We start from the raw sequence: 12,953 nt of genomic DNA on the forward strand, positions 1-12,953 counted from the left end.
TGCCCCGAGTTGTCCGCAGTTGCCTCCGCGTTGCCCCGCAGTTGCCCACGCGTTGCCCCAGCCCGCGCGGCAGGCCCGCGGCGCATCCGTCCCTCGACGCGCTCCGCACACGTGGGCGACCGTGCCACAGACCGTGCCACAATAACGGGCTCCCGCCACCCGCCACCCTGCTGGAAAAAGGACGCGCCTCATGACTGCACCGCTGCAAATCGGCCTGATGGGCTACGGCTTCGCCGGCCAGACCTTCCACGCTCCCGTGATCGCGCACAGCGGCGCGGCGCAACTCGCCGCCATCGCGACGAGCCAGGGCGAGCGCGCCCAGGTCGACTATCCGGACGCCGCGATCGTGCCCGACCTCGACGCCCTGCTTTCGCTCGACGCGATCGAATGCGTCGTGATCGCCACGCCCAACGACACGCACTACGATCTCGCGCGCCGCACGCTCGAGCGCGGCAAGCACGTGCTGGTGGACAAGCCGGTCACGCTCACTTCCGAGGAAGCGCGCACGCTCGCGGCCATCGCGAAGCAGCGCGGCCTCGTGTTCGCGCCCTTCCACAACCGCCGCTGGGACGGCGACTTCCTCACCGTTCGCGACCTGATCGCAGGCGGCCAACTCGGGCGCGTCACGCACTACGAGTCGCACTTCGACCGCTTCCGCCCGCAGGTGCGCCAGCGCTGGCGCGAGGACGCCACGCGCGGCGGCGGCCTGCTCTACGACCTCGGGCCGCATCTGATCGACCAGACGCTCGCGCTTTTCGGCGCGCCCGAATCGATCACCGCGTTCGTCCACACGCGCCGCGAGCACGCGAGCGCGCCGGACTACGCGCACCTCGTGCTGCGCTACCCGCACCACGACGCGGTGCTGCACGCGAGCGCCCTCGCCGCGTACGCGCCGCGCTTTGCGATTCACGGCACGCGCGGCAGCTATCTGAAGAACGGGCTCGACACCCAGGAAGATCAGCTCAAGGACGGGCTGCGTCCCGGTCAGCCCGGCTTCGGCGCGGGCAACGAGGCGGGGCGCCTGCACGTGCTGAAAGACGACGGCCAGGAAGCCGATCTCGAAGTGCCCAACGCCGCGGGCAATTACGCCGATCTGTATCGCGCGCTGGCCGCCGCGATCCGCGAAGGCCAGGCGTTCCCGGTGAGCCCCCAGGACGCCATCGACGTCATGACGCTCATCGAGCTGGCGATGCAAAGCGCGAAAGAAGGCCGCACGCTGGCGTTCGTGCGCGAGTCCTGACGGCGCCGGCTCGCGCCGCCGCTTTCGGATGCGGCGGCGTCGAGCTTGCATTGCGCCGACGCCGCTGAAAGGTCCGAACAATTGGTTACATCTGGTTGCTGCGGCCGGGTCATCACGCGGCAATCGCCAGACGTTTGTGGACATGCAAGACCAAAAAAGCAGCAACGACAAGACAAAGGAGAGTCTGAATGACCCGCTTTACCCACGCTCTACGCCTTGCCGCCGCCGGCGTGCTCGTCTCGACCCTCGCCGCGTGCGTGGTGAACCAGCCGGCGTCGCGCCCCGTTGCGCCGCCCCCGCCGGGCCCGAACCCGCATGAAGTCGCCGTCGATCGCCTGCATCAGGTCGACAGCCGCATCGACAATCTGGGCCACCGCATCGACATGCGCGTGAGCCAGGGCTACTACCCGCCGCCCCAGGGCGGCGCGCTGCATCATCGCCTCGACACGATCCGCGGCGAAGCGCACGACATGGCTGCGCAGCACGGCGGCGGCATTTCGGCCGACGAACAGCATGTGCTGAACCAGGAACTCGACACGGCCGCGCGCGCCATCGGCGAGTAAGCGTCCTCCTGGTACGAGCCGCGCGGTCGCGGCTCGCACTGCCTTCCGGCCGCTATCCATACCGCCCCCGTTTCCCCCGGCGCCGCGCCGCGTGCGCCCTCGATCTGCGCAATCCCGCACGCACCAACAGCCACCGGCCTTCCCGCCCGTTGGCCGCGCCGCGCGCCGAATTTTTCCGCATTGACATAGCCCCGAGGCGTCGCGCACAATCGCTGCGCGCGCCGGGAGAGCGTGCCGTTTGCCTTTCACCAGTGCAAGCGGCGCCGCCGAAGGGGCAACCCACAAACTCTCAGGCAAAAGGACCGTGCGCGCCGGACCGCTGATTCGCCTGTTTCGTGCTTTGGCGCGAGGCAAGCGAGACAGCAGACAAGTCCGCAACTCTGGAGAGCGGCAGTAGAACGGGCGGCGGCGGATCGTACCCCCACGCGTTCAGGCTGCCCACCGAAGGGGCGCGCGCCAGTCGCAGCAAGGCGCAATCTCTCAGGTACCGAGGACAGAGGGGCCATGCAAGAATCGACCACGGGCATCGTGCCTGCGGCGCTTCCTGCATGGCCTTTTTCGTTTTCGCGCGTATCTCGCTGAGGCCCCATGACCGAACTCAAACGCACCCCGCTGAATGACACGCACCGCGCGCTCAACGCCCGCATGGTCGACTTCGGCGGCTGGGACATGCCCGTCAACTACGGCTCGCAGATCGACGAGCATCGCGCCGTGCGCACCGACGCCGGCATGTTCGACGTCTCGCACATGTGCGTGGTCGACTTTGCGGGCCCGAAGGCGCGCGAGTTCTTCGCCCGCGCGCTCGCCAACAACGTCGCCAAGCTCACGACGCCCGGCAAGGCGCTCTACTCGTGCATGCTGAACCCAGAAGGCGGCGTGATCGACGACCTGATCGTCTACTTCTTCGCCGACGACCAGTTCCGCACCGTCGTCAACGCGGGCACGGCTGAAAAAGACATCGCCTGGTTCGAGAAGCTCAACGCCGAAGGCGGCTTCGGCCTCACCATCACGCCGCGCCGCGATCTGGCGATCGTGGCCGTGCAAGGCCCGAACGCGCGCGAAAAGGTCTGGCAGGTCGCGCCCTCGTCGCGCAGCGCCACCGAAGTGCTCAAACCCTTCAACGCCGCGAAGATCGAAGCCACGCCGTTCGGCGAACTGATGATCGCGCGCACCGGCTACACCGGCGAAGACGGCTTCGAGATCGTGGTGCCGGCCGCCGCCGTGTGCGAACTCTGGGACGCCCTGCAACGCCAGGGCGTGAAGCCCTGCGGTCTCGGCGCACGCGACACGCTGCGCCTCGAAGCAGGCATGAACCTCTACGGCCAGGACATGGACGACGGCGTCTCGCCGCTCGACGCGGGCCTCGCCTGGACCGTCGACATGAAGGAGCCGCGCGAGTTCGTCGGCCGCCCGGCGCTCGAAGCCAACGGCTCGCGCTCGGCCTTCGTCGGTCTGATCCTGCAAAAGGAAAACGGCAAGGCCGGCGGCGTGCTGCGCGCGCACCAGAAGGTGCTCACGCCGCACGGCGAGGGTGAGATCACGAGCGGCACCTTCTCGCCGAGCATGCAGGAATCCATCGCCTTCGCACGCGTGCCCCAGGGCGTGCAGCCGGGCGATGTCGTGCAGGTGCAGATCCGTGACAAAGCCCTTCCCGCAAGCGTGGTAAAACTGCCGTTCGTGCGCAACGGCAAGGTGCTCGTCGCCTGATCCGCAAGGATTCGAGCCGCGCACGCCCTCCCCTTTTCAAGCAACAAAAACCGAACCACGCACTGGAGCAACCATGAGCATCCCGGCCGATCTGAAATACACCGAATCGCACGAGTGGATCCGCACCGAAGCCGACGGCACGCTGACCGTCGGCATTACCGACCACGCGCAGGAAGCGCTGGGCGACATCGTCTTCCTCGAACTGCCTGACGCGGGCCGCGCGGTCGCCGCCGGCGACGCCGTGGCCGTGATCGAGTCGGTCAAGGCCGCCTCGGACATCTACGCGCCGGTTGCGGGCGAGATCGTCGAGTCGAACACGTCGCTCGTCGACACGCCCGACCAGGTGAACGGCGCGCCGTACGAATCGTGGCTCTTCAAGATCAAGCCCGCCGCCGACGCCAAGCTCGACTCGCTGATCGACGCTGCCGCGTACGAAAAGGCAATCGGCGCATAAGCTGGCAATCTCGCCTTAACCGCCATGGCGCGGCGGCGCGCTGACATCGCCGCCCGCGCCCGCAGGAACCCCTATGAAGCTCGAACACCCGGATCGTCTGATGAACTCCCCGCTCTCGCTTGCTGCGCTCGAAGCGCACGACGCTTTCGCCGCCCGCCACATCGGCCCCGACACGGCCGACCAGCAGGCGATGCTCGACGCGCTCGGCTTCGCCTCGCGCGCCGCGCTGATCGATGCGGTGATTCCGGCGAAGATCCGCCGCAACGAGACGCTGCCGCTCGGGCCGTTCTCGCAGCCGCGCTCGGAAGCCGAGGCGCTCGCCGCCCTGCGCGCGCTCGCGGACAAGAACCAGGTGTTCCGCTCGTACATCGGGCAGGGCTACTACGACACGCACACGCCGGCCGTCATCCTGCGCAACGTGCTCGAAAACCCGGCGTGGTACACCGCGTACACGCCGTACCAGCCGGAAATCTCGCAGGGCCGCCTCGAAGCCCTCTTGAACTTCCAGCAGATGATCACCGACTTGACGGGCCTCGCGATCTCGAACGCATCGCTGCTCGACGAAGCCACGGCCGCCGCCGAAGCCATGACGCTCGTGCAGCGCGTGGGCAAGTCGAAGTCGAACGTGTTCTTCGTCGCCGACGACGTGCTCGCGCAGACCCTCGAAGTGGTGAAGACGCGCGCGAAGCCGATCGGCATCGAGGTGAAGGTCGGCCCGGCCGCTGAAGCCGCTCAGGCGGGCGCCTTCGGCGTGCTGCTGCAATATCCGGGCGTCAACGGCGACGTGCGCGACTACCGCGAACTCGCCGCCGCCATCCACGCCGCAGGCGGCGCGGTGATCGCCGCCGCCGACCTGCTCGCGCTCACCGTGCTCACGCCGCCGGGCGAATGGGGCGCGGACGTGGCCGTGGGCAACTCGCAGCGCTTCGGCGTGCCGATGGGCTTCGGCGGCCCGCACGCCGCCTACCTCGCGGTCAAGGACGAATTCAAGCGCCAGATGCCGGGCCGTCTCGTCGGCGTGACCGTCGACGCGAATGGCAACTCCGCACTGCGCCTCGCGCTGCAAACGCGCGAGCAGCACATCCGTCGCGAAAAGGCCACCTCGAACGTCTGCACGGCGCAGGCGCTGCTCGCGATCATGGCGAGCATGTACGCCGTCTACCACGGCCCGCAAGGCCTGAAGCGCATCGCGCAGCGCGTGAACCGGGTCGCCGCGATCCTCGCCGCGGGCGCGAAGCAACTGGGCTACACGCTGGTGAACGACGCCTTCTTCGACACGCTCACGTTCGAAGCCGGCCCGCGCACGCAGGCGCTGCACGACGCGGCGCTCGCGCGCGGCATGAACTTGCGCCACGTGAGCGAAACGCGTGTCGGCGTGTCCGTCGACGAAACCACCACGCGCGCCGATCTGGCCGACCTGCTCGCCGTGTTCGCGCAAGCCGCGTTCGCGGGCGAAACGCCTTCGCTCGACAAGCTCGACGCCGAACTCACCGCCAGCGCCGCCGTGTCGTTCCCGGCCGCGCTCGCGCGCGAAAGCGCGTACCTCACGCACCCGGTGTTCAACCGTCATCATTCGGAAACGGAAATGCTGCGCTACCTGCGCAGCCTCTCCGACAAGGACCTCGCGCTCGACCGCTCGATGATCCCGCTCGGCTCGTGCACGATGAAGCTCAACGCAACGTCGGAAATGCTGCCGGTCACGTGGCCCGAGTTCGGCCGCATCCACCCGTTCGCGCCCGCCGAACAAACGGTCGGCTATCGCGAGATGGTCGATCAGCTCGAACAGATGCTCGTCGCCGCAACCGGCTACGCCGCCGTGTCGCTGCAACCGAACGCGGGCTCGCAGGGCGAGTACGCGGGCCTGCTGATCATCCAGGCGTACCACGCCTCGCGCGGCGAAGCGCATCGCAACGTCTGCCTGATTCCCGCTTCGGCGCACGGCACGAACCCCGCATCGGCGCAGATGGCCGGCATGCAGGTGGTCGTGGTGGCGTGCGACGCGCAAGGCAACGTCGATCTCGACGACCTCAAGGCCAAGGCCGAACAGCACGCGGCCAGGCTCGCGGCGATCATGATCACCTACCCGTCCACGCACGGCGTGTTCGAGGCGAACGTGCGCGAAGTCTGCGAGATCGTGCACGCGGCGGGCGGCCAGGTGTATGTGGACGGCGCGAACATGAACGCCATGGTCGGCCTCGCCGCGCCGGGCCAGTTCGGCGGCGACGTCTCGCACCTGAACCTGCACAAGACCTTCTGCATTCCGCACGGCGGCGGCGGCCCCGGCGTCGGTCCGGTCGCGGTGGGCGCGCACCTCGCGCAGTTCCTGCCGAACCAGCTTTCGTCGGGCTACAAACGCGACGATCACGGCATCGGCGCGGTGAGCGCCGCGCCTTACGGCTCGGCCTCGATCCTGCCGATCTCGTGGATGTACATCGCCATGATGGGCGCGGACAACCTCACGGCCGCGACCGAGAACGCGATCCTCAACGCGAACTACGTGGCGAAGAAGCTCGCGCCGCACTTCCCGGTGCTCTACAGCGGCCCGGGCGGGCTGGTGGCGCACGAGTGCATTCTCGACCTGCGCCCCATCAAGGACGCGAGCGGCATCACCGTGGACGACGTGGCCAAGCGCCTGATGGACTACGGCTTTCACGCGCCGACCATGAGCTTCCCGGTGCCGGGCACGCTGATGGTCGAGCCGACCGAGTCGGAGTCGAAGGAGGAACTGGACCGCTTCATCGACGCGATGGTGGCAATCCGTGACGAAATCCGCGCTGTGGAAGAAGGCCGCGCGGACAAGGAAGACAACCCGCTGCGCCACGCGCCGCACACGGCCGCCGTGGTGGTCGCCGACGACTGGAAGCACGCCTACTCGCGCGAGCAGGCCGCGTACCCGGTCGCGTCGCTCGTCGCGCGCAAGTACTGGCCGCCGGTCGGCCGCGCCGACAATGCGTACGGCGACCGCAACCTGTTCTGCTCGTGCGTGCCGATGGCCGACTACGCCGATCAGACCGCCGGCGAGTAAGTCACCGCAAGCCAACGCGAGCCCCCGCCAGGCCGCTGCGTCACCTCCGGTTGACGCAGCGGCGGTCATTCCGCTCACATTTGCCGCCGCAAACCGCTAACATCACACACCTGTCAGCCTTGAATCAGGGAGTCGCGCATGGCGCGGAAGGTGCGAATGGTTCCAATGTGGGACTCACGGCGGGGCTTGCCGCAAGCCGCAACGCGCAATTCGGTCCGGCAGGCGCCTGGCGCATTGCAGCAAAGCGGTCCGCCGCGCCTTGCCGCCGCGCTGGCGCTCGCCTGCGCCGCCTTCACAGGCGCCTTCGCCGGCACGGCCGAGGCGGCCATGAATTTTTGCGCGGCTCCCGCGCTGCAATCGAGCGAACGCACCAACGCCGACCCCGGCGTGAAGGCGCTCGTGGCCGAAGTGGTGGCGCACGTAAACGATGTGCCGCGGCCGCTCGCGAAGCTGCATACCGAGGGCACGCTGCCGCACGAAGGCATCTACGACGAGAGCGTCGAGGCCGCGAAGGAACTCGACCTCATGCGCAACGCCGCGCTCGCGTGGCGCGCGACGAGCGACGAGCGCTTTCTGCGGCTCGTGGACCGCTTTCTGCTCGCCTGGGTCACCACGTACAAGCCCAGCTTCAACCCCATCGACGAAACGCGCTTCGAGGGGCTGATCCTCGCCTACGACTTGACCGCGAGCGCGCTGCCCGTGAAAACGCGCAACGCGACCATGCAGTTCCTGAACAGCTTCGCGAATGGCTATATCGGGCAGATCGACGCGCAGCCGCGCCCGCTCAAGGGCACTTTCGCGAACAACTGGCAGAGCCATCGGGTCAAACTGATAGCGATGATCGCGTTCACGCTCGACAACCGGAAGATGATCGCGACGGCGCAGCGGCTCTTCCTCGAGCATATCGGCGACAACATCGCGCCCGACGGCTCGACGCTCGATTTCAGCGAGCGCGATGCGTTGCACTACGTCACCTACGATCTCCAGCCGCTCGTGACCGCCGCGCTCGCCGCGCGCCGTCACAACCGCAACTGGCTGCCCGAACGCGCGGCCAATGGCGCGTCGCTCGCCGCCGCGCTCGACTGGCTCACGCCGTACGCGCTCGGCCAGAAAACGCACGAGGAATTCGTGCATTCGAACGTGCCATTCGACGCGAAGCGGCGCGAAGCGGGCCTGCCCGGCTATTCCGGCCAGTGGGACCCGAAGAACGCCGCCGAGCTGTTTCACCTGGCGGCGCGACTCGACGGCCGTTTTGCGCCGGTCGCGCTGAAACTCGCGCCCACGCCGCCCGCGTGGCTCGCCGTTTGCCTGCCGTTGCCGGCGCGCTAAAAAGCGCGCGAGGGTTGCGGCGGCGGCACGGGAAAAACGATGTCGCATTAACGCAGCACCCCCACAAACCAACGTCAGACAAGCAGGAGCAGTACCCATGGCAGTGAGCGTTTTCGACCTCTTCAAAATCGGCATCGGGCCCTCCAGTTCGCACACGGTCGGGCCGATGCGCGCGGCGCTGATGTTCGCCGAAGGACTCGAGCGCGACGGCCTGCTCGCCAGCACGGCCGCCGTGAAAGTCGAGCTGTACGGCTCGCTCGGCGCGACCGGCAAGGGCCACGGCACCGACCGCGGTGTCATGCTCGGCCTGATGGGCGACGCGCCCGACACCGTCGATCCCGACACCATCAACGCTCGCCTGGAAGCCGTGCGCAAGGCGCGCCAGCTCGCGCTGCTCGGCCGTCATCCGATCACGTTCGTGCCGAAGGAGCACGTGGCGTTCTATCGCCAGGCGCTGCCCGAGCACCCGAACGGCATGAAGCTGCGCGCGCTCGACGCGGCCGGCGAGACGCTGCGCGAAAGCACCTATCTGTCGGTGGGCGGCGGCTTCGTCGTCACGGCGGGCGCGCCGAATACGAAAGTGCTCGCCGCCGCGCAGCAACTGCCCAATCCGTTCAGCACGGGGGCGCAGATGCTCGCGCTGTGCGCAGCGTCGGGCAAGAGCATCGCGCAGCTCATGCTGGAGAACGAGCGCGTCTGGCACAGCGACGACCAGATTCGCTCAGGTCTCCTGCGCATCTGGGACGTGATGCAATCGTGCGTCTCGCGCGGCTGCGGCATCAACAATCCCGACGCCGAAGGCACGCTGCCCGGCCCCTTCGCCGTGAAGCGCCGCGCGCCGCAGCTCTATCGCGCGCTCACCGGCCACCCCGAGCGCGCGCTGCAAGACCCGCTCTCGATGATCGACTGGATCAACCTCTACGCGATCGCCGTGAACGAGGAGAACGCCGCGGGCGGCCGTGTGGTGACCGCGCCGACCAACGGCGCCGCGGGCATCATTCCCGCCGTGCTGCACTACTACGTGCGCTTCACGCCCGGCGCGAACGAACAGGGTGTGATCGACTTCCTGCTGACCGCCGCCGCCATCGGCATTCTCTACAAGCTCAACGCCTCGATTTCGGGCGCGGAAGTGGGCTGCCAGGGCGAAGTGGGCGTGGCCTGCTCGATGGCCGCGGGCGCGCTCGCCGCCGTGCTCGGTGGCACGCCGCTGCAAGTGGAAAACGCCGCCGAAATCGGCATGGAACACAACCTCGGCCTCACCTGCGACCCCGTGGGCGGCATGGTGCAGATTCCCTGCATCGAGCGCAACGCCATGGCGTCGGTGAAGGCCGTGAACGCCGCGCGCATGGCGCTGCGCGGCGACGGCGCGCATTATGTCTCGCTCGACTCCGTCATCAAGACGATGCGCGAGACCGGCGCCGACATGAAGACGAAGTACAAGGAGACCTCGCGCGGCGGCCTCGCGGTGAATATCGTCGAGTGCTGATCGTTTGACACGCTGTCGCCTTGCCCGAAGTATCTGCACGTCATCACGTAACGATTGAAGGAGACTTGACCGCCATGCAGCAGCCGAACGATTCCGCCACCACCGAAGCCACCACCACCGGGGCTCGCCTCGTCGTCGATGCGCTCGTCGCCAACGGCGTGGAGCGCGTGTTCTGCGTTCCCGGCGAGAGCTATCTCGCGGTGCTCGATTCGTTGTCCGACGAAACCTCGAAGATCGAAACCGTGGTGTGCCGTCACGAGGCGGCGGCCGCGAACATGGCGGAAGCGATCGGCAAGCTCACGGGCAAGCCGGGCGTGGCGCTCGTCACGCGCGGGCCGGGCGCCACGCACGCCTCGATTGGCGTGCACACGGCGTTCCAGGACTCCACGCCGATGATCCTCCTGATCGGCCAGGTCGCGCGCGAGCAGATGGACCGCGAGGCGTTCCAGGAGATCGACTATCGCCGCATGTTCGGGCAGATGGCGAAGTGGGTCGCCCAGATCGACGACGCGCGTCGCGTGCCCGAATATCTGAGCCACGCGTTTCACGTCGCGATGTCGGGACGGCCCGGCCCGGTCGTGCTCGCGCTGCCCGAGGACATGCTGAGCGGCGCGATTCCGGCCGCCGAAGCGCAGCCCATCGCGCCGCCCGCGCAACGCGTGCAGGCCTCGCCTTCCGCCGCGCAGATGGAACGCGTGCGCGAGTTGCTCGCGGGTGCGAAGAAGCCCTTTGTGATTGCGGGCGGTCATGGCTGGAACACGCAGGCATGCGCCGACTTCCAGCGCTTTGTCGAGAACTGGCAGTTGCCGGTGGGCCTCGCGTTCCGCTTCCAGGACACGCTCAACAACGAGCACCCGAACTACGCGGGCGACGTGGGCCTCGGCATCAACCCGGCGCTCGCCAAACGCATTCGCGAAGCCGATGTGCTGCTCGCGCTGGGGCCGCGTCTGGGCGAATCCACGACGGGCGGTTACACGCTCTTCGACATTCCCAAGACGAAGCAGACGCTCATTCACGTGCACCAGGGCGCCGAGGAACTCGGGCGCGTCTACGCGGCCGATCTGCCAATCGTTTCGGGTCTAGCCGAAATCGCGGCGCTGCTCGCAGAACTGCCCGCACCCGAGCAACCCGCGTGGGCGGGCAGCGCCGCCGAAGCGCACGAAGCCTGGCACGCATGGCGCAAGCCGCTGCCGATGCCCGGCGACGTGCAACTGGGCGAGGTGATGCAGCAACTGCGCGCACGCCTGCCCGACGACGCGATCGTCACGAACGGCGCAGGGAACTACGCCACCTGGCTGCATCGGCATTTCGCGTATCGCCACTTCCGCTCGCAACTCGCGCCGACGAGCGGCGCGATGGGCTACGGCGTACCCGCCGCGATCGCCGCGAAGTCGCTTTATCCTTCACGCACCGTGGTCGCGCTCGCGGGCGACGGCTGCTTCATGATGGCGTCGTCCGAACTCGCGACGGCCATGCAGTACGGCCTGAACGTCGTGTTCATCGTCGTGAACAACGCGCATTACGGCACGATCCGCATGCACCAGGAGCGCCACTATCCGAACCGCGTGCACGGCACGCAGCTCACGAACCCCGACTTCGCGGCGTTTGCGCAGTCGTTCGGCGCGCACGGTGAAGTCGTCACGGCGACCACGCAATTCGCGCCCGCGCTGGAGCGCGCGCTCACGGCCGGAAAGCCGGCGCTGATCGAGATCCGCGTGCCGAAGGAAGCGAGCACGCCCGCCGCGACCCTCGAACAGATTCGCGAAGCGGGCAAGAAAATGCGCGCGCAGTGAGAGAAGAATGAGCGAAGAACGACTGAAAAGGAATCCTGAATAAGCTCACCTTTCGGTCCGGACGGACAGTCTGAGCGCATAAACAAAAGCCCCGCAAGCCTCATGAGCTTGCGGGGCTTTTGACGTCAGCCGAACGTCGGGGGCTTACTTGCCGCCCACGCTTTGCAGCGTCGTCCACTTGCCGTCGACCACCTTGTACAGCGTGATACCGCCGTTCTTCAGGTCGCCGCGCGAGTCGTACGCGAGTTCCGACGTCGTGACAGCCGGCATGCTGGTCTTCGCGAGGAACGGCAGGTACTTCGCCGGATCCGTCGAGTTCGCCGCCTTCATGGCCTTGAACATCGCCATTGCACCGTCATAGGCGTACGGCGAGTAGGTCTGCACGTCTTCGCCGAAGCGCTTCTTGTACTTCTCGACGTAGTCCTTGCCACCCGGCATCTGGTCGAGCGGCAGGCCCGCGAGCGACGCCACCGTGCCGTTCGCCGCGTCACCCGCGATCTTCAGGAACGTCGGCGTGTGGACCATTTCGCCGCCCATCAGCGGCGCCTTGATGCCCAGCGACTTCATCTGCTTGACCATCGGCGCGGCCTGCGAATCGGCGCCGCCGAAGTAGACCAGGTCGGGGTTCATCGCCTTCGCCTTCGTCAGGACCGACTTGAAGTCGACGGCCTTGTCGTTGGTGTACTCGCGGTCGATGATGTTGCCGCCGGCAGCCTTCGCGGCCTTCGAGAACTCGTCGGCGAGACCCTGGCCGTAGGCCGTGCGGTCGTCGATCACGACGATCTTCTTCATGCCCAGGTTCTTCACCGCGAACGTGCCCGCGACCGAACCTTGCTGCGTGTCCGAGGTCATCATGCGGAACGTCGTCTTGAAGCCTTGCTGCGTGTATTCAGGCGCCGTCGCCATGGCGATCTGCGGGATGCCCGCGTTCGCGTAGATGCGTGAAGCCGGGATCGTCGTGCCCGAGTTGAAGTGACCGAGCATGCCCTTGATGCCGTCGTCGACGAGCTTCTGCGCGACCGTCGTGCCCGTGCGCGGGTCAGCCTGATCGTCGGCTGCGTCGAGCACGAAGTGCACCGGCTTGCCACCGATCACGGGCTTCGTTGCGTTCATGTCTTCAACGGCGAGCGTGATGCCGTTCTGGAAGTCCTTGCCGTAGTGCGCCTGCGCGCCCGTCATCGGACCGGCGAAACCGATCTTCACGTCATCGGCTTGTTGTGCGTGCGCAGTCCCCGCCAGCGACACGGCCGCAACAAGCGTCGCGCCTGCCAGCTGCTTCATGGTGTGTTGCATTGCTTCTCCTTGGTACCAGGTATCAAACGAGCGGCTTTAGGCGAGAGCCTTGCCGCTTCCTTG

At 67.5% G+C, this 12,953-nt stretch carries 9 protein-coding genes and 2 riboswitches; of the genes, 8 read left to right on the forward strand and 1 reads right to left on the reverse strand.

What is annotated here, in order from left to right; all coding sequences use genetic code 11:
* Positions 1-190 precede the first annotated feature (190 nt).
* From C7401_RS03345 to C7401_RS03380, 8 genes are all read left to right on the forward strand, one after another.
* Positions 191-1,240 carry an oxidoreductase gene (locus C7401_RS03345; RefSeq protein ID WP_112169939.1) on the forward strand — a complete coding sequence of 350 codons (1,050 nt, stop codon included), beginning with the start codon at positions 191-193 and terminating at the stop codon, positions 1,238-1,240.
* A 188-nt stretch (positions 1,241-1,428) separates the two neighbouring features.
* A complete protein-coding gene (locus tag C7401_RS03350) occupies positions 1,429-1,803 on the forward strand; it encodes a hypothetical protein (protein ID WP_112169940.1) in 375 nt (124 codons plus the stop codon).
* Between the two features lie 212 nt (positions 1,804-2,015).
* Positions 2,016-2,117: riboswitch (glycine riboswitch) on the forward strand.
* A 56-nt stretch (positions 2,118-2,173) separates the two neighbouring features.
* Positions 2,174-2,310: riboswitch (glycine riboswitch) on the forward strand.
* 81 nt (positions 2,311-2,391) lie between these two features.
* Positions 2,392-3,510 carry a glycine cleavage system aminomethyltransferase GcvT gene (gcvT, locus tag C7401_RS03355; RefSeq protein WP_112169941.1) on the forward strand — a complete coding sequence of 373 codons (1,119 nt, stop codon included), beginning with the start codon at positions 2,392-2,394 and terminating at the stop codon, positions 3,508-3,510.
* A 73-nt stretch (positions 3,511-3,583) separates the two neighbouring features.
* On the forward strand, positions 3,584-3,964 hold the full coding sequence (gene gcvH, locus C7401_RS03360; protein WP_112169942.1) for a glycine cleavage system protein GcvH: 381 nt from the start codon (positions 3,584-3,586) through the stop codon (positions 3,962-3,964).
* Positions 3,965-4,037: 73 nt separating this feature from the next.
* Positions 4,038-6,989: an aminomethyl-transferring glycine dehydrogenase gene (gene gcvP / locus C7401_RS03365; RefSeq protein WP_112169943.1), complete on the forward strand. Its 2,952-nt coding sequence runs from the start codon at positions 4,038-4,040 to the stop codon at positions 6,987-6,989.
* Between the two features lie 165 nt (positions 6,990-7,154).
* On the forward strand, positions 7,155-8,318 hold the full coding sequence (locus C7401_RS03370) for an alginate lyase family protein (protein WP_112169944.1): 1,164 nt from the start codon (positions 7,155-7,157) through the stop codon (positions 8,316-8,318).
* Positions 8,319-8,415: 97 nt separating this feature from the next.
* On the forward strand, positions 8,416-9,804 hold the full coding sequence (locus tag C7401_RS03375; RefSeq protein ID WP_112169945.1) for an L-serine ammonia-lyase: 1,389 nt from the start codon (positions 8,416-8,418) through the stop codon (positions 9,802-9,804).
* A gap of 74 nt (positions 9,805-9,878) precedes the next feature.
* A complete protein-coding gene (locus C7401_RS03380) occupies positions 9,879-11,597 on the forward strand; it encodes a thiamine pyrophosphate-binding protein (protein ID WP_112169946.1) in 1,719 nt (572 codons plus the stop codon).
* Positions 11,598-11,741: 144 nt separating this feature from the next.
* On the opposite strand, the gene C7401_RS03385 is transcribed toward C7401_RS03380, so the two are convergent.
* On the reverse strand, positions 11,742-12,890 hold the full coding sequence (locus C7401_RS03385) for a branched-chain amino acid ABC transporter substrate-binding protein (RefSeq protein WP_112169947.1): 1,149 nt from the start codon (positions 12,888-12,890) through the stop codon (positions 11,742-11,744).
* Positions 12,891-12,953: the final 63 nt, after the last annotated feature.

It is taken from the genome of Paraburkholderia unamae (assembly GCF_003268775.1).
GTDB classification, from domain to species: domain Bacteria; phylum Pseudomonadota; class Gammaproteobacteria; order Burkholderiales; family Burkholderiaceae; genus Paraburkholderia; species Paraburkholderia unamae.